This is a genomic window from Martinezella rhizogenes, from assembly GCF_000799715.1.
GTDB classification, from domain to species: Bacteria; Pseudomonadota; Alphaproteobacteria; order Rhizobiales; family Rhizobiaceae; genus Rhizobium; species Rhizobium rhizogenes_C.
The window spans coordinates 242,975-268,065 of record NZ_JUHG01000011.1; the positions used below are offsets into that span (position 1 = coordinate 242,975).

The 25,091-nt window shown below is 60.0% G+C and carries 19 protein-coding genes; 12 read left to right on the plus strand and 7 right to left on the minus strand.

Going from position 1 to position 25,091, the window contains the following annotated elements:
- Window positions 1-30: 30 nt before the first annotated feature.
- The 9 genes from EX00_RS05155 (at window position 31) to EX00_RS05195 (ending at window position 10,916) form a co-directional block, all read left to right on the plus strand.
- Window positions 31-1,116 carry a BMP family ABC transporter substrate-binding protein gene (locus EX00_RS05155; protein ID WP_047454797.1) on the plus strand — a complete coding sequence of 362 codons (1,086 nt, stop codon included), beginning with the start codon at window positions 31-33 and terminating at the stop codon, window positions 1,114-1,116.
- Between the two features lie 147 nt (window positions 1,117-1,263).
- Window positions 1,264-2,226 carry a galactofuranose ABC transporter, galactofuranose-binding protein YtfQ gene (ytfQ, locus tag EX00_RS05160; protein WP_047454799.1) on the plus strand — a complete coding sequence of 321 codons (963 nt, stop codon included), beginning with the start codon at window positions 1,264-1,266 and terminating at the stop codon, window positions 2,224-2,226.
- 128 nt (window positions 2,227-2,354) lie between these two features.
- Window positions 2,355-3,878: a galactofuranose ABC transporter, ATP-binding protein YtfR gene (gene ytfR / locus EX00_RS05165; protein ID WP_047454801.1), complete on the plus strand. Its 1,524-nt coding sequence runs from the start codon at window positions 2,355-2,357 to the stop codon at window positions 3,876-3,878.
- A complete protein-coding gene (locus EX00_RS05170) occupies window positions 3,875-4,903 on the plus strand; it encodes an ABC transporter permease (protein WP_047454803.1) in 1,029 nt (342 codons plus the stop codon). Before ytfR ends, EX00_RS05170 begins: the two co-directional genes overlap by 4 nt.
- Entirely contained in the window at window positions 4,900-5,868 is a 969-nt protein-coding gene (yjfF, locus tag EX00_RS05175; protein WP_047454805.1) for a galactofuranose ABC transporter, permease protein YjfF, read from the plus strand. The genes EX00_RS05170 and yjfF overlap by 4 nt, the downstream gene beginning before the upstream one ends.
- Before the next feature lie 16 nt (window positions 5,869-5,884).
- Window positions 5,885-6,631: a FadR/GntR family transcriptional regulator gene (locus EX00_RS05180; RefSeq protein ID WP_047454807.1), complete on the plus strand. Its 747-nt coding sequence runs from the start codon at window positions 5,885-5,887 to the stop codon at window positions 6,629-6,631.
- Between the two features lie 100 nt (window positions 6,632-6,731).
- Window positions 6,732-8,093 carry a bifunctional UDP-N-acetylglucosamine diphosphorylase/glucosamine-1-phosphate N-acetyltransferase GlmU gene (glmU, locus tag EX00_RS05185; RefSeq protein WP_047457455.1) on the plus strand — a complete coding sequence of 454 codons (1,362 nt, stop codon included), beginning with the start codon at window positions 6,732-6,734 and terminating at the stop codon, window positions 8,091-8,093.
- 117 nt (window positions 8,094-8,210) lie between these two features.
- Entirely contained in the window at window positions 8,211-10,037 is a 1,827-nt protein-coding gene (glmS, locus tag EX00_RS05190; protein WP_047454808.1) for a glutamine--fructose-6-phosphate transaminase (isomerizing), read from the plus strand.
- 177 nt (window positions 10,038-10,214) lie between these two features.
- Window positions 10,215-10,916: a DUF502 domain-containing protein gene (locus EX00_RS05195; protein ID WP_047454811.1), complete on the plus strand. Its 702-nt coding sequence runs from the start codon at window positions 10,215-10,217 to the stop codon at window positions 10,914-10,916.
- A gap of 23 nt (window positions 10,917-10,939) precedes the next feature.
- On the opposite strand, the gene EX00_RS31930 is transcribed toward EX00_RS05195, so the two are convergent.
- Entirely contained in the window at window positions 10,940-11,125 is a 186-nt protein-coding gene (locus EX00_RS31930) for a YiiG family protein (RefSeq protein WP_234708976.1), read from the minus strand.
- Window positions 11,073-11,906: a DUF3829 domain-containing protein gene (locus EX00_RS05200; RefSeq protein ID WP_234708977.1), complete on the minus strand. Its 834-nt coding sequence runs from the start codon at window positions 11,904-11,906 to the stop codon at window positions 11,073-11,075. The genes EX00_RS31930 and EX00_RS05200 overlap by 53 nt, the downstream gene beginning before the upstream one ends.
- A gap of 491 nt (window positions 11,907-12,397) precedes the next feature.
- On the opposite strand from EX00_RS05200, the gene EX00_RS05205 reads away from it, so the two are divergent.
- Window positions 12,398-13,876 carry an esterase-like activity of phytase family protein gene (locus EX00_RS05205; RefSeq protein ID WP_155294043.1) on the plus strand — a complete coding sequence of 493 codons (1,479 nt, stop codon included), beginning with the start codon at window positions 12,398-12,400 and terminating at the stop codon, window positions 13,874-13,876.
- Between the two features lie 44 nt (window positions 13,877-13,920).
- On the opposite strand, the gene recG is transcribed toward EX00_RS05205, so the two are convergent.
- Window positions 13,921-16,026 (minus strand): ATP-dependent DNA helicase RecG, encoded by a 2,106-nt coding sequence (recG, locus tag EX00_RS05210; RefSeq protein WP_047454815.1) that lies wholly within the window; start codon window positions 16,024-16,026, stop codon window positions 13,921-13,923.
- A gap of 173 nt (window positions 16,027-16,199) precedes the next feature.
- On the opposite strand from recG, the gene EX00_RS05215 reads away from it, so the two are divergent.
- Both EX00_RS05215 and mfd read left to right on the plus strand, forming a co-directional pair.
- Complete coding sequence (locus EX00_RS05215) at window positions 16,200-16,514, plus strand: FAD assembly factor SdhE (RefSeq protein WP_047454817.1); 315 nt, start codon at window positions 16,200-16,202, stop codon at window positions 16,512-16,514.
- Window positions 16,511-20,011: a transcription-repair coupling factor gene (mfd, locus tag EX00_RS05220; protein WP_047454819.1), complete on the plus strand. Its 3,501-nt coding sequence runs from the start codon at window positions 16,511-16,513 to the stop codon at window positions 20,009-20,011. The genes EX00_RS05215 and mfd overlap by 4 nt, the downstream gene beginning before the upstream one ends.
- Here the strand turns inward: mfd and EX00_RS05225 are convergent.
- From EX00_RS05225 to EX00_RS05240, 4 genes are all read right to left on the minus strand, one after another.
- Window positions 19,980-20,612 carry a GNAT family N-acetyltransferase gene (locus EX00_RS05225; protein ID WP_234708978.1) on the minus strand — a complete coding sequence of 211 codons (633 nt, stop codon included), beginning with the start codon at window positions 20,610-20,612 and terminating at the stop codon, window positions 19,980-19,982. The two genes, mfd and EX00_RS05225, sit on opposite strands and share 32 nt — an antisense overlap.
- Entirely contained in the window at window positions 20,594-22,135 is a 1,542-nt protein-coding gene (locus tag EX00_RS05230) for an FAD-dependent monooxygenase (RefSeq protein WP_047454822.1), read from the minus strand. Before EX00_RS05230 ends, EX00_RS05225 begins: the two co-directional genes overlap by 19 nt.
- 281 nt (window positions 22,136-22,416) lie before the next feature.
- Window positions 22,417-23,088 (minus strand): DsbA family oxidoreductase, encoded by a 672-nt coding sequence (locus tag EX00_RS05235; protein WP_047454823.1) that lies wholly within the window; start codon window positions 23,086-23,088, stop codon window positions 22,417-22,419.
- 110 nt (window positions 23,089-23,198) lie between these two features.
- Window positions 23,199-25,007, minus strand: coding sequence for an extracellular solute-binding protein (locus tag EX00_RS05240; protein WP_052210678.1), 1,809 nt, complete (start codon window positions 25,005-25,007; stop codon window positions 23,199-23,201).
- Between the last annotated feature and the right edge of the window lie 84 nt (window positions 25,008-25,091).

Consider the following 25,091-nt stretch of genomic DNA (forward strand, 5'->3'; position numbering starts at 1 on the left):
TCGGAAACCTTCCAACCAACAGGGGCTACTATGAAGAAACTAGCACTCTCACTCGCCGCCACCGCGGCCCTGATCGTCGGTATCGGCGCCGCCACCTCGGCGGAAGCAGCCGCCAAGACGAAGATCTGCTTCATCTATGTCGGCTCGAAGACCGACGGCGGCTGGACGCAGGCGCACGACAAGGGCCGCCAGGCGCTGCAGAAGGAATTCGGCGACAAGATCGAGACGCCGTTCCTCGAAAACGTTCCGGAGGGCCCGGATGCCGAACGCGCCATCGAGCGCCTGGCCCGCTCCGGCTGCGCCATGGTCTTCACCACCTCCTTCGGCTTCATGGATCCGACGATCGCCGTCGCCAAGAAGTATCCGAAGGTGAAGTTCGAGCATGCCACCGGTTTCAAGACGGCGGACAATGTCGCGACCTACAATTCGCGCTTCTATGAAGGCCGCTACATCAGCGGCGTTATCGCCGCCAAACTGTCGAAGACCGGCACGGCCGGCTACATCGCCACTTTCCCGATCCCGGAAGTGGTGATGGGCATCAACGGCTTCGAAGCGGGCGCCAAGTCGGTCAACCCGAACTTCAAGATGAAGGTCATCTGGGTGAACACCTGGTTCGATCCGGGCAAGGAAGCCGACGCCGCCAAGGCATTGATCGACCAGGGTGTCGATATCCTGACGCAGCACACCGATACGACCGCGCCGATGCAGGTTGCCGAACAGCGTGGCGTCAAGGCGTTCGGCCAGGCTTCCGACATGATTGCCGCCGGCCCGAAGTCGCAGTTGACCGCGATCGAGGACACCTGGGGCGCGTACTATATCAAGCGCGTTCATGCCTTCCTCGATGGCACCTGGAAATCCGAGCAGAGCTTCGACGGCCTGAAGGACGGCATCCTGACGATGGCGCCCTATACCAATATGCCTGACGACGTGAAGAAGCTGGCTGAGGAGACCGAAGCCAAGATCAAGTCCGGCGAACTCGCGCCCTTTACCGGCCCGATCAACAAGCAGGACGGCACGGTTTGGCTGAAGGCCGGCGAGCGCGCCGATGACGGCACGCTACTCGGCATGAACTTCTACATCGAAGGTGTCGACGATAAGTTGCCGGCCTCGAAGTAAAAAGCGAGCCAAAATCGCAAAAGTTGAAAAAGGGCGTTGATGACGCCCTTTTTTGTTGCGCTGCATCATCGAATGTCGATTTACAAAAGTATTACTATATGATTTTTTCTGCGTGGCCTCAGGAGATGGCCCCATTGGGAGGATATCATGAAATTGAAGACTGCACTGGTGAGTGCTACCATTCTTGCCGCCTGCATGTTTACGTCTGCATCGGCAAAAGATCTGGTCGTCGGCTTCTCGCAAATCGGCTCGGAATCCGGCTGGCGGGCCGCGGAAACCACCCTGACTAAACAGGAAGCCAAAAAGCGCGGCATCGATCTCAAGTTTGCCGACGCGCAACAGAAGCAGGAAAATCAGATCAAGGCGATTCGCTCCTTCATCGCCCAGGGTGTTGATGCGATTCTGCTGGCACCGGTTGTGGAAACCGGATGGGATTCCGTTCTGAAGGAAGCAAAGGAAGCCAAGATCCCGGTCATCCTGCTTGACCGTACGATCAACGCGCCGAAGGACCTTTATCTGACCGCCGTTACTTCTGACCAGATCCACGAAGGCAAGGTTGCCGGCGACTGGCTGGTGAAGAATGTCGGCGACAAGAAGTGCAATATCGTCGAGCTTCAGGGCACCACCGGTTCCTCGCCGGCGATTGCGCGTAAGAAGGGCTTCGAAGAAGCCATCAAGGGTCATGACAACCTGAAGATCGTCCGCAGCCAGACCGGCGACTTCACCCGCGCCAAGGGCAAGGAAGTCATGGAAAGCTTCCTGAAGGCCGAGAACGGCGGCAAGGATATCTGTGCGCTCTATGCTCACAATGACGACATGGCCGTCGGCGCTATCCAGGCGATCAAGGAAGCCGGCCTGAAGCCGGGCAAGGACATTCTGACCGTGTCCATCGATTCGGTTCCGGATCTCTTCAAGGCCATGGCAGCGGGCGAAGCGAATGCAACGGTGGAACTGACGCCGAACATGGCCGGTCCCGCCTTTGATGCTCTCGACGCCTATCTGAAGACCAAGAAGGAGCCGCCGAAGTGGATCCAGACCGAGTCCAAGCTGTACACGCAGGCTGACGACCCGGAAAAGGTTTACGAGGCGAAGAAGGGCCTGGGCTACTGAGTTAAAAAACGGGTCGCATCGGCCGGGAACCCGGCCGATGCGGTTTTTCGGCGCGGAATTGCCGATGCGCGATGCGAACGGCGATTCCGCGTTTTTTATACCGCTCAATCCAAGGAAATTCTTGCTCCATGGCTCACGATGTCGAGCGCCTTCTGACCGCGACTGGTTTCTGCAAATATTTTCCCGGTTCCACCGCCCTTGATCATGTCGATTTCACACTGCGGCGGGGCGAGGTGCATGCGCTTCTCGGCGAAAATGGCGCGGGAAAGTCAACATTGATCAAATGCATGACCGGCGCATACCGTCGCGATGCGGGCAGCCTTACTCTCGACGGCGCCGAGATCGATCCACACGACACGCTGGCGGCGCAGAAGCTCGGCATCGGCACGGTCTATCAGGAGGTGAACCTCCTTGCCAATCTGAGCGTCGCGGAGAACCTGTTTCTTGGCCGTCAGCCGAAGCGTTTCGGCATGATCAGCACCCGCGCCATGAACGCCATGGCAAAAGATCTGTTGTCACAATACGGCGTAGATATCGATGTCAGTCGCCAGCTCGACCGCTTTTCCGTTGCAATCCAACAGGTGATTGCGATCGCTCGCGCGGTTGATCTCTCGGGCAAGGTCCTAATCCTCGATGAGCCGACCGCGAGCCTGGATACCCAGGAAGTCGCCATGCTTTTCGGTATCATCCGGAATTTGAAGAAGCGCGGGCTTGGAATTGTTTTTATTACGCATTTTCTGGAGCAGGTTTATGAAATCTGCGACCGCATAACCGTTCTCCGCAACGGTCGCCTTGTCGGCACGCGCGATGCGGAGGGGCTTTCCCGCCAGACCTTGATCGCGATGATGTTGGGCCGCGAACTCGCCGAGGTCGAGGCAAGCGTCAAGGAGACAGTGAGCGAAAGCGGGTCGGCAAAGTATCATTTCACCAATTTCGGCAAGCGCGGCAAGATCAAGCCGTTCGACCTTGAGGTTCGCGTCGGCGAAGTGGTGGGCATTGCAGGTCTGCTCGGCTCCGGACGCACGGAAACCGCAGAGGTCATGTTCGGCGTCGAGCGTGCCGACAGCGGCGAGGCAAGGATCGATTCTCGGACGGTGACCCTTTCGTCACCACGCGCCGCCATCAAGAATGGCTTCGGCTTCTGCCCCGAAGATCGCAAGACGGATGGCATCATCGGCGATCTCTCCATTCGCGAAAACATCGTCATGGCGCTCCAGGCCCGTCGTGGCTGGGCGCGCCCATTGTCGCGCGGCGAGCAGAACGCGATCGCGGACCGCTATATCAAGGCGTTGGATATTCGTACCACCGACCGCGAAAAACCGATCAGGTTGCTGTCCGGCGGCAACCAGCAGAAGGCCATCCTGGCGCGCTGGCTGGCGACCAATCCGAGCTTCCTCATTCTCGATGAACCGACGCGCGGTATCGATGTCGGCGCGCATGCCGAAATCATCCGCCTGATTGAGGATCTCTGCCAGCAGGGAATGTCGCTAGTGGTGATTTCCTCCGAACTGGAGGAGCTCGTGGCCTATAGTTCCCGCGTCATCGTGCTGCGCGACCGGGAGCATATTGCCGAGCTGACCGGCAGCGAAATAACCGCCAGCCATATCGTCGACGCCATTGCCACGGCGCAGAGCAAGCGGGAGGACGCATGAGTTCCCAGATCAAGGCATCCCTGTTTCGATTGATGCCGCAGCTCATTGCCTTGGCTGCCATTCTTCTTTTGAATTTCATTATGTTCCCGCATTTCTTTAATCTGGAAATGCAGAACGGCAGATTGTACGGCAGCGTCATTGACGTTCTCAATCGCGGTGCGCCGGTAGCGCTTCTGGCGATCGGCATGACGCTGGTCATTGCCACCAAGGGCATCGATCTCTCCGTCGGTGCGGTGATCGCAATTTGCGGTGCCGTGGCGGCTTCGACGATCGTTGGCGGAAGTTCGCTTGGCTATACGCTGATGCTGACCATCGGCGTCGGGATCGCATGCGGATTGTGGAACGGATTTCTGGTTGCTGTTCTCGGCATTCAACCGATCATCGCCACTCTGGTGCTGATGGTCGCGGGTCGTGGCATCGCCCAATTGATCACCGAAGGCGTTATCCTGACCTTCAACAATGACGGGCTCATCTTCTTCGGCAGCGGGTCCTTCGCCTGGCTGCCGATGCCCGTCGTCGTCTGGCTGGCAGTCGGGCTCGCGGTCATCCTGCTCGTCAGGCGCACCGCGCTCGGTATGCTGGTCGAGGCCATCGGGATCAATCGCCGCGCCAGCACGCTGTCCGGCATCCAGACGCCGATATTGCTGATCGCCGTCTATGCGTTGAGCGGCCTTTGCGCCTCCATCGCCGGCGTCATCGTTTCCGCCGACATCAAGGGCGCGGATGCCAACAATGCCGGGCTCTGGCTCGAACTGGACGCTATCCTTGCCGTGGTTGTCGGCGGCAATTCCCTTCTTGGCGGCCGCTTCAGCATCGTCGGCTCGCTGATCGGCGCCATGATCATCCAGTCGGTCAATACGGGCATCCTGCTGTCCGGTTTTCCGCCGGAATTCAACCTGGTGATCAAGGCCGTTATCGTCATCATCATCCTGGTCATCCAGTCTCCCGCCCTTCAATCCGTCACGACGTTCTTGTGGCGGCGGCGCGGCGAAGCGCAGATGATCCATGAGGAGCAGGCAAAGTGAATTCGAAATATCTCCCGCTGCTCGCAACGATCGTCATTTTCATCCTCGCCTATACGGGTTGCGCGCTGCAGTATCCGACTATGCTGTCGACGAGAGTTGCCGGTAACCTGCTGACGGACAATGCCTTTCTTGGGATTGCCGCCGTTGGCATGACCTTCGTGATCATTTCCGGTGGTATCGACCTGTCGATCGGCTCGGTCATCGCCTTCACCGGCGTTTTCCTGGCGATCATCCTGCGTGATACCTCGATCCATCCGTTGTTCGCTTTCGCAATCGTTCTTTTGATCACGACGGCCTTCGGCGCGGGCATGGGCGCGATCATTCATTATCTCGCCATGCCGCCCTTCATCGTCACGCTGGCGGGCATGTTTCTGGCGCGCGGCATCGCTTTTGTCTTGTCGATCGACAGCATCCCGATCGAGCATGAGTTCTATTCGCAGCTCAGCGATATGTATCTGTTGCTGCCCGGCGGCGGCCGCCTGACAGTGATTGGCGGCGTGATGCTCATCGTTTTTGCCGCTGGTATTCTGCTGGCGCATCGCACCCGTTTCGGCGCCAACGTCTATGCGCTGGGCGGCGGCGTACAAACCGCGCAGTTGATGGGTGTTCCGGTGGCGCGCACGACGATGCAGATCTACGCTTTGTCGGGCTTTCTGGCCGGTCTATCCGGAATCGTTTTTTCGCTCTATACATCCGCCGGATATTCGCTTGCCACGGTCGGCGTCGAGCTCGACGCCATCGCCGCGGTGGTTATCGGCGGAACATTGTTGACGGGGGGAGCAGGGTTCGTTGGGGGGACTCTGATCGGAATTCTCATACAGGGCCTGATCCAGACCTACATCACCTTTGACGGAACACTTTCCAGTTGGTGGACGAAGATCTTGATCGGGCTGCTGCTCTTTGCATTTATTCTGATGCAAAAAGGACTTCTGTTGCTTTCCCGTTTCAATCGACGTTACGCCTAAGGGAAGGGAAGAGCGGTTGCGCAGCAGATTGCTTGAGACACGGAAAGGCCAGGGAAAATCACGAACGAGCCATGCTCAGGTTGTCGATGATCTCGGCAAGGCGATTGTGTCGGGCGTCTTTCCCATCGGCACCATCCTTCCGGGCGACAGCGATCTCCTGCAACGGTTCAAGGTATCGCGCACGGTTCTGCGCGAGAGCATGAAGACGCTGGCGGCGAAAGGGCTGGTCGTGCCACGCGCCAGGGTCGGCACCCGTGTCACCGAGCGGATCCACTGGAACATGTTCGACAACGAGGTGTTGACCTGGCACTTCGAAAGCGGCGTCAACGAAGAGTTCCTGCTTCATCTCTATGATATTCGCCTGGCCTTCGAGCCCTTTGCCGCGAGCCTCGTGGCGGAGCGCGCCGCCTCTGAAGAGGTCGAGATGCTGCAGCGGCTGGCGCTGGCCATGGCCGCGCCGGAACACACCTCCGACAGCCTCGCGGTTGCCGACCTTCATTTTCACCTGGCGATCACCGAAGTATCCCACAATCCCTTCATGCGATCGCTCGGTGGTCTGATCGAGGCCGCGTTGGTCGGCATGTTCCGCATGAGCGCGCCTCCCTCCAGCAACGGTTTCGCCAATATTGCCGATACGCACATGGCCATTGTCGACGCCATCGCGGCTCGCGACGGACCGACGGCGTATAAGGCAATGGAGTTCGTCATTTTCGACGGCCGCCAGCATGTGCTGGAAGCCTTCGCGGCGCTTGCTGATGCCTGAGCGCTATATCTAAATTCGCCGTAGTTCGCCATTCAACTAGTTGCTATGAGGAAGCAAGGCCTGCATGGGCCACGCCGAGTCGTATCTTTCGGAGCTTGAAATGGAACGCACCTGCCTCGCCATCATCCTCGCCGCCGGTGACAGCACCCGCATGAAGTCGTCGGTTTCGAAGGTGCTGCATCCGATCGCCAGCCGTCCGATGATCGCGCATGTGATGGAAGCGATCGCCAAGACCGATATTTCCGCCGCGGCCCTCGTCGTCGGACGTAATGCGGAAGAGGTGACCGAGGCTGCCGATATTGGCGGCATCGAGGTTGAGGCCTATGTTCAGAAGGAACGCCTGGGTACCGGCCACGCCGTATTGGCAGCGCGTGATGCAATCGCCAGGGGCTATGACGATATCATCGTTGCTTACGGCGACGTGCCGCTGCTCACCGACGCACCGTTGCGTGCCGCCCGAAAGGGACTTGCCGAGGGCAGCGATATCGTCGTCATCGGCTTTCACACGGAAAACCCGAATGCCTATGGCCGGCTGCTGGTGAAGGACGGCGAGCTGATCGCCATTCGCGAGGCGAAGGACGCGACGGATGCCGAGCTCGCGGTGACCTGGTGTAACAGCGGCCTCATGGCGATCAACGGCCGCAAGGCGCTCGATCTGCTCGATCGCATCGGCAACAGCAATGCCAAGGGCGAATACTATCTGACCGATCTCGTTGAGATCGCGCGCGCGCTTGGCGGCCGTGCGGTTGCTGTCGATGCGCCGGAAGTGGAAATGACCGGCTGCAACAACCGCGCCGAACTCGCATTTATCGAACGCCTCTGGCAGGAGCGCCGCCGTCATGAGCTGATGCTTTCTGGCGTCACCATGATCGCACCGGAAACGGTGTTTCTCGCCTATGATACGGTGATTGGCCAGGACGCGCTGATCGAGCCGAACGTCGTCTTCGGTCCCGGCGCGGTCGTTGACGGCGGCGCAGTCATCCACGCCTTCTCGCATATCGAAGGCGCTCATGTCAGCGGCGGCGCCACCGCCGGCCCGTTCGCGCGGCTGCGTCCCGGCGCGGATCTCGCCGACGGCTCGAAGGTCGGCAATTTCTGCGAGGTGAAGAATGGCAAGATCGGCGAGGGTGCCAAGGTCAACCATTTGACCTATATCGGCGACGCCACGATCGGCGCTGGCAGCAATATCGGTGCCGGCACGATCACCTGCAACTATGATGGGGTCAACAAGCACGAGACCCATATCGGCGCCAACAGCTTCATCGGCTCCAACTCCTCATTGGTGGCGCCGGTGCGCATCGGCGACAATGCCTATGTAGCGTCCGGCAGCGTGATTACCGAGGACGTCCCCGCCGATGCGCTTGCCTTCGGCCGTGCGCGCCAGGAAGTGAAACCAGGCCGCGCCAAGGTCATCCGCGAAAGAGCCCTTGCCATCAAGGCAGCAAAAAAGGGTAGCCATTAAGTATTTTGCTTGTGGTCGCGTAACGGTTGGAAACCGAAAGTGACCATCGCGGTAATTGTGAAAACTGTTAGAATCATTAGGACTTGCCTTCTTATTTGAGGCCAGACGGAGAGTTGTATGTGCGGCATTGTTGGGATTGTCGGAACGAAGCCTGTAGCGGGGCGATTGGTGGATGCCTTGCGGCGTCTCGAATATCGCGGCTACGATTCGGCGGGTGTCGCGACCGTTCATGACGGTGTCATCGATCGCCGCCGCGCCGAGGGGAAACTCTTCAATCTGGAGAAGCGGCTTGATGCCGAGCCGCTACCGGGCGTGACCGGTATCGCCCACACCCGTTGGGCGACACACGGCGTTCCGAACGAGACCAACGCCCATCCTCATTTCGTCGAGGGTGTCGCGGTCGTCCATAACGGCATTATCGAGAATTTTTCCGAGTTGCGCGAGGAGCTGAAGACCGAGGGCAGGGTGTTCACCACGCAGACGGATACGGAAGTCGTCGCGCATCTGCTCGCGAAATACGTCGGCGAGGGCCTCGATCCGCGCGCGGCGATGCTGAAGATGCTGAACCGCGTCACCGGTGCCTATGCGCTCGCGATTATGTTCCAGAGCGATCCCGATACGCTGATGGCGGCCCGCTCCGGCCCGCCGCTCGCCGTCGGCTTCGGCAATGGCGAGATGTTCCTCGGCTCCGACGCCATTGCGCTGTCTCCCTTTACCAACGAGATCACCTATCTTGTTGACGGTGACTGCGCGATCATCACCCGTGACAGCGCCACGATCCTCGACTTTAACGGCCAGGAAGTTAGCCGTCCCCGGCAGATATCGCAGGCGACCGCCTATGTCGTCGACAAGGGCAATCACCGCCACTTCATGGAAAAGGAAATCTACGAGCAGCCGGAGGTGATCTCCCATGCGCTCAGCCAATATGTCGATTTCGTCAGCCATCGGCTGCGCCCGAATGCATCGGCGATCGATTTCAAGAGCGTATCCGGCCTCGCCATCTCGGCCTGCGGCACGGCCTATCTCGCCGGCCTGATCGGTAAATACTGGTTCGAGCGCTACGCGCGTCTGCCGGTCGAAATCGATGTCGCCTCGGAGTTTCGTTATCGCGAAATGCCGCTGTCTCCCTCGCAGGCAGCACTGTTCATTTCGCAGTCCGGCGAAACCGCCGACACGCTGGCGTCGCTGCGTTATTGCAAGGACAACGGCCTGAAGATCGGCGCCATCGTCAACGTCAAGGAATCGACCATCGCGCGTGAATCCGATGCGGTGTTCCCGATCATGGCGGGACCGGAGATCGGTGTTGCCTCGACCAAGGCTTTCACCTGCCAGCTTGCCGTTCTGGCGTCGCTGGCGATCGGCGCGGGTGTTGCGCGCGGCACGGTGAGCGCCGAGGACGAAAACGCGATGGTGCGCCACCTCGTCGAGATGCCGCGCATCATGGCAAGGGTGCTGAACATCATCCAGCCGCAGATGGAAAGCCTTGCCCGCGAAATCTCCAAGTTCAAGGACGTGCTCTATCTCGGTCGCGGCACCAGCTTCCCGCTCGCCATGGAAGGCGCGCTGAAGCTCAAGGAAATCTCCTATATCCACGCCGAAGGCTATGCAGCTGGCGAGCTGAAGCATGGTCCGATCGCGCTGATCGACGAGAACATGCCAGTTATCGTCATTGCGCCTTATGATCGCTTCTTCGACAAGACCGTCTCCAACATGCAGGAAGTGGCGGCCCGCGGCGGTCGCATCATCTTCATCACCGACGAGGCTGGGGCGGCCGCGTCCACACTGCCGACGATGGCGACGATTGTCTTGCCGGTTGTCGATGAAATCATCGCGCCGATGATCTTCTCGCTGCCGATCCAGTTGCTCGCCTATCACACGGCCGTCTTCATGGGCACGGATGTCGACCAGCCGCGCAATCTCGCCAAATCGGTGACTGTGGAGTAAGTCGCAGCCCCATTTATTCCGTGTGATAACGTCGTCGTGAACTAGGCCCATAACAGGCCCGGCAGGTTTACTGCCGGGTTGTGCGCACGGCCGATTTCTGGCACGATTCATCAAAGGAGATGGTGGGGGAATTTGCCGGTTAGCGGTTGACGACGGAACGGAGTTTTCGAACGGCGAATGACGGACAAGCCCATCAAAGTGTCTGTGGCAGCACGGATCAGAAACAATTTCCTGGCCGGCCTCATTATTTGCGCGCCGATTGCCATTACGCTCTGGCTCACCTGGTCGGTCATCCATTGGGCCGACAGCTGGGTGAGGCCCTATATTCCCGCGCGCTACGATCCCGAGAGCTATCTGAACTTCGCTGTTCCCGGTACGGGCGTGGTGATCGCGATGATCTTCATCACTATCATCGGCTTCCTCGCCAAGAACCTGATCGGCCAAAGCATCGTTCGCTTCGGCGAATCGATCGTACAGCGCGTGCCGCTGGTGCGAACCATCTACAAGAGCCTGAAGCAGATCTTCGAAACTGTGCTGAAGGAGCAGGGTAGTTCGTTCAAGAAAGTCGGGTTGATCGAATATCCAAGCCCCGGCCTCTGGTCGATGGTGTTCATCTCCACCGATGCCAAGGGCGAAATCGCCTCGAAATTCAACGCCATGGGGCATGATATGGTGGCGGTTTTCCTGCCGCCGACTCCCGTGCCAACAGCCGGATTCCTGATTTTCGTGCCGCGCGAGAAAATCACGATTCTCGACATGAGCCCGGAAGACGGCGCCAAGCTTCTGATTTCCGGCGGCCTGGTCTCGCCCGAATTTCGGGGCAAGCTGATCGCGGCCAAGGAAGCGCCACCGCCGGTTCCGATGAAATCCTTGTCTTAGCGCTACATCGCGATGTAGCGTTTCTATCTGACGGTATTGAACATTTCGACCGCACTGTTGAAGCGGGTGACGACGAGCTGGTATTTGTCCGGCGTGGGGTCCTGTCTGATCTGGCGGAAATCGCCGACTATTCCGGTCAGGCTGTCGTTGATGCCATCAAGAAGCGGAGTATTGATGCCGCTGCCGCCCTCCTGCTTGGCCTTTGCCATGGCAGCGCGCTGATCCTCCAATGTCTTTTCCAGCGCGCTGATCCTCCAATGTCTTTTCCAGCTCGACGATCTTTGTGTCTATCTGGCGCTGTAGAGCAGGTTCGCCAGGGTCTTCCGAACTATTGAGAAGATCGACCAGTTGCCTCGCCTGGCTGAGGGCAAGCCGTGTCTGATAGACCGGCATGTCTCCCCGTTCCTTGATCTTGGCGAGCTCGGCCTGTTCCCGGCGGTCGAGCTCCTCTTGCATTCGCTGATGGAACTCCTCCAACGCGGCGGCGGCAGCCTGGAAATCGGCAAGCATCAGGGGATCCTCGCGCTTTCCGCGCGCGAGCCCGTCTTCCATGTAAGCCTTGCTGGTATAATAAACATCCAGGCCGGAAAGGCGGGGAACGACCTGACCAAGCGCGGAGATCAGCTTGTCGGCGGCGGTATCGAGTTCCGTGGGCGCATCGCCCTTTGCGCCGCGCACGGCCTTCAATTTATCCGCGGATTGTTCGAGCGAACCTTTGCTGACTTCGGTAATATTGTCGGAGGTCGTGCTTTTCGAAATATTGGCGTTCTCATAGGCCTGATATTGCGCCAGCAGACCGGAATCCCCGATGAGATCATTATAGGCGAGCACGTAGTCGTTTAATTTCGCGCTATTCGCCAGCTTCGCTGCGGTATCGGCCGAGGACTGATTGCCGGCGGCAGTGGAATTCGACTGATCGTCGCAGGCCGAAAGGCCCAGGATTGCGGTGAATGCCATCGCGAGAATAGCGACAGAAGCAGACGTCTTCATGGAGTGAAACCCTTCGCTATATTATGGCGTTAACGGCAATTGTTGCGACGACATCGCAAATTCGGTTCGCAGCAGGCTTGTAGAACGAGCTACGACAAATGCGGCAGGATTTCAATCTATAGATGTCGTGACGTAGAAGGAAAGCCTTATGCCGGCGACTATCCAGCCTGGTACTGACTGTTGGGATATTCCAAGCACATTCCAAATGGAACGCTCCGTTGCGGTTCGCAGAGAGCCCTTATCCTGTAGGTCAATTGACCGATCGGAGCCCGGTTCGCATCGGTGAGATCAAACTGTCATGTCTCTATCATATTGCCGTTCTAGACCGGTTGCCGGAAGGGCAGGCGGGCACATCTCATGGTCGAATGTTTGCGGCTCAATGGAGCTGACCACGATCGTTGGACGTGGTTTTCGACCGATAGGGAGATGAACGCCATTCCAGCACAAAGAGTTTTCATCAGGAGGATATTGCCGTGAGAAATTTGCGTTCAATGAGTTTACCGCTGCTGTCGGCAGCGCTCGCCACTTTCGTTTTCGCCATGCCGGTCGCAGCCTTCGCCGACAATTCCGTTGCCGTCGGCGGCATCACGCTGGTCAATAAGGGTCTCGTGGCTGTCGGCCGCATCCCTGCTAATCAGCGTGACAAGTTCGGCGAAACCTTCGGCTCCGGCTCGGGCATGTCGATGGATGCCAAAAGCTGGGTTCGCAATGCCGATGGCAGCTATAAGGGATCGCTGTGGCTGCTGCCGGATCGTGGCTATAATGTTGCGGGCACGACTGATTATCGTGCGCGCCTCAACACCATCGACGTTCAACTGACGCCGGTTGCTCCCGGCGCGCCGCCGCCGGCCGGCAAGGAGCAATCGGGCGTCGATGCCAAACTTGCCGGTACCATGCTGTTGACCGACAACAAGGGCGCCGACACGACCGGCCTCGATCCGGTCGACGGTATCCGCCATCCGGAAGGCGGCATGCCGTTGCTGCCGCAGGCACCGAACGGCAAGATCTCGCTCGACAACGAAGCCGTCGTTCGTCTGGCCGACGGTAGCATGTTTATCAGCGACGAATATGGCCCCTATATCTACCACTTCTCGGCCGATGGTCGCATGCTCTCTGCCACGCCGCCGCCGGCGGCGCTGTTGCCGATGCGTCACGGCGCCGTCAATTTCGCCTCGAACAATCCCGGCCCCGGCGAAAGCGCTCCAGATCCGAAGGATCCGACAAGCGGCCGCCAGAATAACCAGGGCCTTGAAGGCATGGCGATGACCCCGGACGGCAAATTCCTGATCGCCGTGCTACAATCAGCGACCCGCCAGGACGGCGGTGATTCCGGCGCGACCCGCCAGAACACCCGCGCGCTGGTCTATGATGCTTCCGATCCGGCGCATCTGAAGCTGGCGCATGAATATGTCGTGTCGCTGCCAGTCTTCACCAACGACAAGGGCAAGACGGCCGTCGCCGCGCAGAGCGAAATCGTGGCACTTTCGCCGACAAGTTTCCTGATGCTGGCGCGCGATAGCAACAATGGCTATGGGATGAAGGGCGACAAGTCGCTCTATCGCAGCATCAACGTCGTGGATGTCTCCGGCGCCACCGACATTGCCGGTAGCAAATTCGATGCCGACACGCCGGTTGCCCCGAAAGGTGTCCTCGATGCGCCGGTGAAGCCCGCAACGCTCAGCCAGTTGATCGACATCAACGATGGCGACAACCTTGCCCGCTTCGGCCTTCATAATGGCGCGCCGAATGACCGCAACAACCTTTCGGAAAAGTGGGAGGCAATGTCGATCGTCAGTGTTCTCGATCCGAAGCTGCCGGATGACTACTTCCTGTTCGTTGCCAACGACAACGACTTTATCACCCAGGACGGGTTCCAGGTCGGTGCTGCCTACAAGGACGAAAGCGGGGCCGACGTCGACACCATGTTCCAGGTGTTCCAGGTCACGATCCCCGGCCTGACCGCCAAGTAACAGCTTTTGATAGGGATGGACGCGCGCTCGCCGCGTCCATCCGGCTATCCGGCTCTCAGGAACCGGATCGCTTCGTCGCGGCGGAAGAGATAGAGCAGGGTGCGTACCGCCATGCCGCGCTCGCCGGTCAGGTCCGGATCGCGGTCGATCAGATAGGCGGCGTCCTTGCGGGCGATTTCCAGAAGATCGGCATGGGCTTCGAGGCTGGCGATGCGGAAACCGGGCGTGCCGGACTGGCGCGTGCCGAGCAATTCACCCTCACCACGCAGTTTCAGATCCTCTTCGGCGATACGGAAGCCGTCCTCGGTATCACGCATGATCGACAGCCGCGCATGACCGGTCTCGCCGAGCGGCCCTTTGTAGAGCAGGATGCAGGTGGACGCCTCGTCGCCGCGTCCAACGCGACCACGCAGCTGATGCAACTGCGCCAGGCCAAAACGCTCGGCATGCTCGATCACCATGATCGTCGCATCCGGCACGTCGACACCAACTTCGACCACGGTGGTGGCGACCAGCAGCCGGATCTCGCCGTTCTTGAAGGCCAGCATCACTGCATCTTTCTCTGGCCCGCTCATGCGACCATGAATGAGCCCGATTCCAGATCCAAGCGCCTGGACCAGCGTCGCATGCCGCTCTTCGACCGACATTAAATCGGATTCTTCGGATTCCTCCACAAGTGGGCAAATCCAATAGGCTTTTTTACCTTCGGATAGTGCGCTCTTCAGCCTGGATACAATGTCTCCGGTTCGTTCGGTCGGGATGGTGATCGTCTGGATAGGCTTGCGGCCGGCCGGCTTCTCGGTAAGCTTGGAAACGTCCATATCGCCGAAGGCGGCAAGCACCAGCGTGCGCGGGATCGGCGTGGCGGTCATCACCAGCATATGCGGCGAGATACCCTTTGCCGTCAGCCGCAGGCGCTGGTGGACGCCGAAGCGGTGCTGCTCATCGACGACGGCCAGCATCAGGTTCGCATAGCTGACGCTGTCCTGGAACAGCGCATGCGTGCCGATGACGATCTGCGCCTCGCCGGAAGCGATACGCTCGAGAATGGCGTCACGCTCGCGGCCTTTGGTGCGGCCAGTCAGCACTTCGACGGAAAGATTGGCGCTGGCGGCAAATTTCGCGATGGTCGCATAATGCTGTCGCGCCAGGATTTCAGTTGGTGCCATCAGCACCGCCTGACCGCCACTCTCGATGACGGCCGCAATCGCCATCAGCGCGACCAGCGTTTTTCCCGCGCCGACATCACCCTGCAGCAGCCGCAGCATGCGGTCGGTACCCGCCATATCCTTGAGGATATCAGCAATGGCCTCCGTCTGGCTGTTCGTCAGGGAGAAGGGAAGGGATTCCAATATCTTCCGGCTGATGTCTCCAGTCGGGTGCACGGGCTGTCCCGCAACTTTGTGCAGCCGTTGACGGACGAGCGCCAGCGACAACTGTCCGGCCAGGAATTCATCATAGGCAAGCCTGCGTCGGGCGGGCGCTTGCGGGTCGATATCGGCGGCGTCGCGGGGCGCATGCAGCATATGGAAGCTGTCGGATATCGAGGGAAAGCCCTGTTTCTGTGCCAGTGCTTCATCGTCCCATTCCGGCAGTTCCGGTAGGCGTGCCAGCGCCGCCTCGATGGTTTTGCGCAGGAATTTCAACGCGAGCCCCGCCGTCAGCGGATAGACGGGCTCGACCAGCGGCAGGTTCTGCGCCTCGCTTTCCCGCATTATATAGTCGGGATGCACCATCGACGGACGGCCATTGAACCAGTCGACCTTGCCGCTGACGGTGACCGTCTCGTCGATCGGCAACTGCTTTTCCAGCCATTGCGCCTTGCCACGGAAGAATACCAGGCCGAGTTCGCCGGTCTCGTCATGCAGGAAGACGCGATAGGGCACGTTGCTGCGCGGGTTCGGCGGCGGCTGGTGGCGGTCGACGCGGCCGGTAATGGTGACGATCGCGCCCTGCGGTGCCCGCGCAATGCCCGGCTGCTCCCGCCGGTCGATAATGGAATGCGGCGCGTGGAATAGCAGGTCGATGACGCGGCAATCGTCGATGGTTTCCCGGTCGAGCAGCTTCACCAGCAGCTCGGCAACCTTCGGCCCGACGCCGGGCAGCGAGGAAATGGAAGCAAATAGCGGGTCGAGGATGGCGGGACGCATGGCCGGCAAAATGCGACGGGGAGGGTAGTCTTGGCAAGAGCTGACGGCCACGGATGCCCTATCGAGGGTCACACTCCCCGGAAAATTGCACGTCAGGCGCTTTTTTCCGAAAAACCGGTTCCCACCTTCCAAGGCTGGTTTTATAGAGACGCAGCAACATAAAGGTTTTTGTGATGACTGGGCTGACACTCAGCAGTGCCGATCTCGATCCCCGCCGCCGCCGCATTCTGTTTCGCTGCTGGCATCGTGGCCTCCGCGAGATGGATCTCGTTTTCGGCCAGTTCGCCGACAACGAATTGCCGGGACTTAGCGAGGCCGACCTCGATGAATTCGAGCGGATCATGGACGAGGAAGACAATGATCTCGTTCGTTGGATTCTCGGGACATTGCCCGTGCCGGAACATTTGCAGACGCCGCTGTTTAAGCGCCTTGCGGCTTACCGGCCAGATTTCGAAGAGGTCGCGGAAAGGCTTGGGATAACCAGATGATCCCAGGGTTCGACGCGAAGAAACTGCTCGCGGCGAGCGAGCCGCTGACGGTTGGTCATGTTCCGGCGGGTATGGAGCCCTTCCTGCTGGCTGAACTGGCGCGAACCGGCGAGCCCGTCGCCTATGTGATGTCGGACGGCCAGCATATGGCCGATGTCGAGCAGATGCTCGGCTTCCTCGCGCCCGAAGTTCCTGTTTTGACGTTGCCCGCCTGGGACTGCCTTCCCTATGACCGTGTGTCGCCCAGTTCCGATACGTCGGCTCGCCGTCTCGCGGCCTTGAGCGGCCTGATCGCCTACCATCGCAAGCCGCATGCGGCGATCGTATTGGTGACGGTCAATGCCATGCTGCAGAAGGTGGCGCCGCAGGACGTGATCGAGAGCCTGGCCTTCTCGGCCCGGCCGGGCAATCAGGTCCGGATGGACGATATCGCCGGCCGCCTTGAGCGCAACGGCTTCGACCGCGTCGCGACCGTGCGCGAAGTCGGCGAATATGCCGTGCGCGGCGGTATCCTTGATGTCTTTGTGCCGGGAACGGAAGAGCCGGTGCGCCTCGATTTCTTCGGTGACACGCTGGAAAGCATCCGCAGCTTCGATCCCGCCAGCCAGCGCACGACGGGCCAGGTCCGCTCCCTCGATCTCAATCCGATGAGCGAAGTGACGCTGACGCCGGATACGATCAGCCGTTTCCGCAAGAATTATCTCTCCTCCTTCGGCGCCGCCACGCGCGACGACGCACTCTATGTCGCCGTCTCAGAGGGGCGCCGTTATGCCGGCATGGAACATTGGCTGCCGCTGTTCTACGAGAAGCTGGAGACGGTCTTTGACTATCTCCGGGGATTCCGGTTGGTCACCGACCATACAGTGCGTGAGGCGGCCGAGGAGCGCTCCAAGCTCGTTTTCGACTATTATGACGCCCGCCTGAATTCCGGACAGCCGGCGAAGAGCCAGATGTCGCAGGGCACGCCCTATAAGCCGGTAACACCCGGCCAGCTCTATCTCGACGGCGGCAGCCTCTCCAAGGCGCTCGATGCCTTCAACGCCATCCGCATCTCGCCTTTTAACGAGCATGAGGGCGAGGCTCGTCGCGTCATCAACATCGAGGCTCGTCAGGGTCCGCGCTGGGCGCGCTCCGCAACCGAAAACGCTGACGCCGAGCGCGTCAACGTCTTCGATTCCGTGGTCAAGCATATCGCCGAACGCCGCGCCGCCGGCGGCAGGGTAATGATTACGGCCTGGACGGAAGGCTCACTCGACCGCCTCTTGCAGGTGCTTGCTGAACACGGGCTTGCCCGTGTGAAGACGATCGAGGCTTTCAAGGATATTCGGGCGCTGGAAAAGGGCGAAGCGGGCGCTGCGGTGCTGAGCCTGGAAGCGGGTTTCGAGGCTGGTGATCTCGTCATCATCGGCGAGCAGGACATTCTCGGTGACCGCATGGTGCGCCGCTCAAAGCGCCGCAAGCGCGCCGCCGATTTCATCTCGGAAGTGGCCGGTCTCGACGAAGGCTCTGTTGTCGTCCATGCCGAACACGGTATTGGCCGTTTCGTTGGTTTGAGGACCATAGAGGCGGCCGGCGCGCCGCATGCCTGTCTCGAGCTGCGTTACGCTGACGAGGCCAAGCTGTTCCTGCCGGTCGAAAATATCGATCTTCTTTCGCGTTACGGCGGCGAGGGCACCGAGGCGCAGCTCGACAAGTTGGGTGGCGGCGCATGGCAGATGCGCAAGGCCAAGCTCAAGAAGCGCCTGCTGGATATGGCCGGCGCGCTGATCCGCATCGCGGCAGAGCGCTTGACGCGGCACGCGCCGGTGCTCAGCACCCCTGATGGACTCTATGACGAGTTCGCTGCGCGCTTCCCCTATGACGAGACCGAAGACCAGATGACCGCCATCGAAGCCGTGCGCGACGATCTCGGCGCCGGTCGTCCGATGGACCGCCTCGTCTGCGGCGACGTCGGTTTCGGCAAGACGGAAGTGGCGCTGCGCGCCGCCTTTGTCGCCGCCATGAACGGCGCGCAGGTCGCCGTCGTCGTGCCGACGACGCTGCTGGCCCGTCAGCATTTCAAGACCTTCACTGATCGCTTCCGTGGTCTGCCGATCCGTATACAGCAGGCGTCCCGCCTCGTCGGCGCGAAGGAACTGGCCCTGACCAAGAAGGAAGTGTCCGAAGGCAAGACCGATATCGTCGTCGGCACGCATGCGCTGCTCGGCGCTGGCATCCAGTTCGCCAATCTCGGCCTGCTGGTCATCGACGAGGAGCAGCACTTCGGCGTCAAGCACAAGGAGCGCCTGAAGGAGCTGAAGAGCGACGTGCATGTGCTGACGCTATCGGCAACACCGATCCCGCGCACGCTGCAGCTTGCCATGACCGGCGTGCGCGAGTTGTCGCTGATCACCACGCCGCCGGTCGATCGCATGGCGGTGCGTACCTTCATCTCGCCCTTCGATTCGCTGGTCATCCGCGAAACGCTGATGCGCGAGCATTATCGCGGCGGCCAGAGTTTCTATGTCTGCCCGCGCCTCGCCGATCTCGCCGATATCCACGCTTTCCTGCAATCGGATGTGCCGGAGCTGAAGGTGGCGGTCGCGCATGGTCAGATGCCCGCCGGCGAGCTGGAGGACATCATGAACGCCTTCTACGAAGGCCGCTACGATGTGCTGCTGTCGACCACCATCGTCGAATCCGGCCTCGATGTGCCCACGGCCAATACGTTGATCGTCCATCGTGCCGACATGTTCGGCCTGGCGCAGCTCTATCAGCTGCGCGGCCGCGTCGGTCGTTCCAAGGTGCGAGCCTTCGCGCTCTTCACCCTGCCGGTCAACAAGGTGCTAACGACGACGGCCGAACGCCGCCTCAAGGTGCTGCAATCGCTCGACACACTCGGCGCCGGCTTCCAGCTTGCCAGCCATGATCTGGACATTCGTGGCGCCGGCAACCTGCTCGGCGAGGAACAGTCCGGCCATATCAAGGAAGTCGGCTTCGAACTCTATCAGCAGATGCTCGAAGAGGCGGTTGCCGAGGTCAAGGGCGTCGACGAGATCCAAGACACCGGCTGGTCACCGCAGATCTCCGTCGGCACGCCTGTCATGATCCCCGACGCCTACGTGCCGGACCTGCATCTGCGCATGGCGCTCTACCGCCGCCTCGGCGAGATCACCGAAATCAAGGAAATCGACGGCTTCGGCGCGGAAATGATCGACCGCTTTGGACCGATGCCGATCGAGGTGCAGCATCTCCTGAAGATCGTCTACATCAAATCGCTCTGCCGCATCGCCAATGTCGAAAAACTGGATGCAGGCCCGAAGGGCGTCGTCGTGCAATTCCGCAACAAGGAATTCCCGAACCCGGCCAATCTCGTCGGCTATATCGCCAAGCAGGGCAGTATGGCGAAGATCCGCCCGGATCACAGCGTGTTCCTGACGCGCGACCTGCCGACGCCGGAGAAGAGGTTGCAGGGTGCGGCGGTGGTTATGACGCAGTTGGCGGAGTTGGCGAAGTAAGGGCAGTAGAGCGCTGGCGTTCGAAGACGAAGCGTTCGATCTCGGGAACGAAACGAATGAGCTTGAAGCCCGCCTTTTCCAGTAGCCGTTGCGAAGCCTTGTTTGCCGGTCGTGCGAACGCGCCTACCTTCGCGAGCCGTAATGTGTGATCAGCCTCTGCCAATGTGGCAGAGACGAATTCGCTTCCATATCCGCGACCCCAGGCATCCGGGTGGAAATAATAGCCGAGCTCTACACCCCAGCCGGGATCAAAAGGATCATCGTATAGACCGCCCCAACCTATGGCCCGGCCGGTATTTTTCAGAATGACGGTCCAGGGCGCATAGCCGTCTTTCCTGCGCTGCCGCTCATGTACGGCTATGCGCTGACGGCAATTTTTCAACGACGCATCCGTGTGTGTGAATTGCATCGCCTTGGGGTCGCCCAGAAATTCAAACAGGCCGGAGGCGTCCGAAAGCAGAGGCTTTCGCAAAATGAGTCGTGCTGTCTCGATTATTGGTAATCTTTCGTGCAAGCGCTCGTTCTTTCCCACCCACGCCTCGGCCTTTTTCCGGGCGATGTTTTGTTCTTTACATAAATTTCCTAAGCTTTGCCGAACCATCGCGACGCAGCCTGCGCAACTTCCTCCTGGTTGGGAGCAACCTCACTGGCCCATGCAACGATGCCATCGGGGCGGACGAGCAGGGCGCTCAAGCCAAGCCTGTCCTTGGCATCACTCGCAACATACTCGATCCGACCATTCCAGCGGTTTGCCAGAGCCTGAAGCGGTGTATCAAAGTTAAAGTCCAGCAGGAGGCCGTTCCCGTTTCTAAGGTGATCACCGAGCTTCCTCCCGTCGGCCAGCTCGAAGTCGGGAGCGCTGCGACCGACGAGCGGGTGACTGCCTCCAAGATCGTAGTGGAGGGATACTCCCCAGACACGCTCTGCGAAGTATGTGGCGCCGTCGCGTGTCTCTATGAGGTCGCGGATGACGGCTTCAAGCGCGCGCGAACTCCGGCTCGGCCGCATGAGCGCGACCTGGGCGCGCGACCAGTCGAGAATCTGCGCTCCGATCGGATGCCGTTCGCTCACATAGCTGTCGAGCAGACCGGCTGGCGCGTCGCCACGGATGGTGGCAACCAGCTTCCATCCGAGGTTCATGGCATCGCCCAGCCCGAGGTTAAGCCCCTGACCGCCGAGGGGGGAGTGGATATGGGCGGCGTCGCCGGCGAGCAGCACCCGCCCGTTGCGATAAGTCGTCGCCTGGTAGGCGCGATCCGTCCAGGTGGTGGCAAGCTGGATGGCCGTCAGCGTGACGTCGGTCCCGCAGATACGGCGCAACACCGCCTGCACATGTTCGAGCGTAACGGGCTGGGTCCGGTGGAAAGCACCGGCGTCGAAATCGACCATCGCGATGGTCCCGGGTTTTTGGTAGGTATACATGCCCGTCGGCGTGTAGTGGCGGCCCGGGACAAGCGTATCCGGGTCAGCCATTTCGACTTGAACGGAATAGCCGGTGAACTCGGGATCGGTGCCGACGAATTCAAATCCGGCCGCCTTGCGCACGGTGCTGCGGCCGCCATCGCATCCAACGAGCCAGCGTCCGCGAAAGCTCTCGCTACCGGCGCGAATGGTCACTCCTTCGTCCGACTGGTCGAGGTCCTCGACGCCGAGGCCGCGCCTGATCTCAACCCCCATCGCGTTTGCACGAACGGTCAGAACAGATTCGATGTGCTGCATGCTGGTTACAATGCTAGTGCCAGCCGGACTTGGTAGGCGATACGGCCACTTCGTGGTGTCGATGTTGTCGTGAAAGAACTGGATGCCGGCGAAATGGCCGCCTGGGCGGCGCGGCTGTTGCATCCAATGCGCGGCGGTCGAAGCGCTGCCGTCGCCCGATTGATCTTTAGCGCGCGGCGGCTCCGCGATGTCGTCCAGCAAACCGCGACGATAGAAGGCTTCGATGGAGGGCGCGGAAAGGCCGCGCATGCCAAACGGGAGCCGCTTCAAGGGTGAGTGCGGGTCTTCGGCTTGCTCCAGCACCAACACCGAGAGGTCTGCCAGGCGCAGCTCACAGGCTAGAAACAGGCCGACAGGGCCTGCACCGGCAATCACAACATCATAAATTTTAAACAGATCGGGCATGAACTACTCCTTTGTGGTCGTTCGACCGGAGCGGTTCGTCGTTTTGAGAACCACACGGACGAACAATGGGACGCTTGAGAGCGTCCGTTGTTCGTCGTGGGACTCATGCACTGGGCATGGACAGAGCTTTCGTTTCCGAAAGGACTTGGGCTAGACCACACCAAGTCGTGCCTTTTTCGACGGGAGTAGCATAGCGCCTGACCGGTTGATCGGCAAGAGAAGGCATCTTTTCGTCGAAAATCTGCAACATCAGCCGCCTGAGACCAAAGACTGATCTTCGATCAGTTCATCCCAGCCCGCGCCTCAGCCTTCATCTTGGCGATATCGCGCAGTGCCTCGATCAGCACGTCCGGCGTCTGCGCGCCGCTGACGGCATATTGCTGGTCGAAGATGAAGAAGGGGACGCCGGTGACGCCGATCTTCTGGGCTGCCTCAATCTCGGCGACCAGCAGATCTCGGTCTGCGTCGGAGGCGAGCAGGGCTGCGATGACGGAGCGGTCGAGGCCGGCATTTTCGGCGATATCCAGCAACACGACATGATCGCCGACATTGCGACCTTCCTCGAAATTAGCCTTGAACAGGGCGTTGACCACCTTCTCCTGCTTTTCGCGGTTTTCGGTCCCCGCCCAATGGATGAGGCGGTGTGCGTCCAGCGTATTCGGGCCGATCTTGATGGCGTCGAAATCGAATTTGATGCCGACCTCGCGGCCGAGATCGCTCAGCATCTTGTGCGCCTGGGCCACTCGCTCCTCGCCGCCGAGTTTCTGCGCCAGCGCCTTCTTCTGGTCGACGCCCTCGGGCGGATATTCCGGATTCAGGCGATAGGGCCGCCAGTTAAGGTCGACGCCCACTTCGTCCTGCACCTCTGCGATCGCTAGTTCGAGGCGAGCCTTGCCGAGATAGCACCACGGACATACGACGTCCGAGACGATATCGATCGTGATGCGTTCCATGATGGTGTCCTTCCGCTTTGTCTGGCTTAAAGACCCCATTTAGGCCCTTGGGCCAGAGGCTTCAACCGGTTACCGAAAAGGAACCAGCGACATTTCGCGTCCGCAATGCCCTATTGCGCCGAAGCGTCCCACCATGTCGGTAGTTGATAGCCGTAGAGCGGCAGCATATCGGGGTGGGCGATGCGGCTGCGCCGCGCCACCCATTGCTGGCCGAGATGATAGAGCGGCACGACGTAATAGCCGGAGATCAAGATACGGTCGAAGGAGCGCACCGCATCGCGGAAGTCCTCGGCCGAATGGGCCGTCAGGAAATGATCCATCAGCGTATCGACATCTGGATCAGCAACACCAGCGAAATTGAGGCTGCCTTCAGCCTTTGCGGCGGCGGAGCTCCAGCGTCCCACCTGCTCGATGCCTGGCGACAGCGATGAGGGGTAGGCCTTGAGGATCATGTCGTAGTCGTAGCTGATCGTCCGGAGCTGATATTGCGAATCATCGACAGTGCGGATCGTCACCGCGATGCCCAGCAGTGCCAGCGACCGGCGATAGGCGATCGCAATGCGCTCCTGATCGGCATTCTGCGTCATGATCTCGAAGCTGAGCTGACGACCGGCGCTATCGACCATCTTTTCACCTTTGATCGTGTAGCCGCCCTGCTTGAGCAGATCGACTGCCTTGCGCAGGATGGCGCGGTCGCGGCCGGACCCATCGCTGACGGGTAGCCTGTAGGTGCCGTCGAGCACGTCGGGATCGATGCGATCCTTGATCGGGCCGAGCATGGCCAGTTCACGCGCGTCTGCGGGCACGCCGAGCGAGGAGAGGTCGGAGTTCTGCCAGTAGCTCTGCGTGCGTGTATAGGCGTTCGACGAGAGGCTGCGGTTGACCCATTCGAAATCGAAGGCGAGCGTCAGGCCCTGCCGCACCTTCTTGTCGGAGAAAATCTGCCGGCGCGTGTTGAAGACGAAACCGAACATGCCGCTCGGCAGTTTCGGCTTGAAAACGTCCTTGATGACTGCGCCGGAGGTGGCCGCCGGGAAATCATAGGCTTGCTGCCAGTGGCCAGGGCTACCGTCGGGATAAATGTCGACATCGCCTTTCTTGAAGGCTTCGAACAGCGTGGCCTCCTGCAGAAAATAGGTGACCGATATCTCGTCGTAATTGTCGACGCCGACTTTCGCGGGAATGTCCTTACCCCAATAACCGGGATCGCGCTGGTAGATGATGCGCTGCCCCGGATCGATGCTCTTGACCTTATACGGGCCGGAGCCGACGGGAATGGCCAGCGTGGTCCGGTCGAAGCTTTCCGGATCGATGGCATGTTTCGGCAGGATCGGCAGCGTGGCGATAATCAGCGGCGTTTCGCGATTCGTCTTGTCGTTGAAATGGATCAGAACGCCATGCTGGCCAACCTGCTCCATCTTGCCGACCGCCTCCAGCGGAGAGGAGAAGACCACACGACCCTTGTCGCGCAGGAGCTTGAAGGTGAAAATCACATCCTCGGGCGTCACCGGCTGCCCGTCCGACCATTTGGCCCTGGGGTTAAGATTGAACTGGATGAAGCTGCGGCTCTCGTCCCATTCGACCGTTTGCGCCAGCAGTCCGTACAGCGTGAACGGCTCGTCGCGCGAGCGCTGCATCAGCGATTCGTAGATGAGATTGCCGTAATCCGGATCCCACATGCCTCGCGCCGTCGTGCGCATGCTCTTCAGAATGAAGGGATTGAGATTGTCGAAGGTGCCGACGACGCCATAGCTGATACGGCCACCCTTTTTGACGTTCGGATTGACGTAGGGAAAATGCGTATAGTCCGCCGACAGGGCGGGATCTCCATGCATTGCGATGCCATGGAGCGGCTGTGCGACAGCCACATTGCAGAATGCTGCGAAGAACAGGAGAGTAGCGATCCGGAGCGCTTGCATGGCATCCTTTCCGGTAAGGGGTATGATTCTGCCGGACCTTATCATGACAGTGCCGAATTCAACACGCGTCCGGGGAATTCTTGG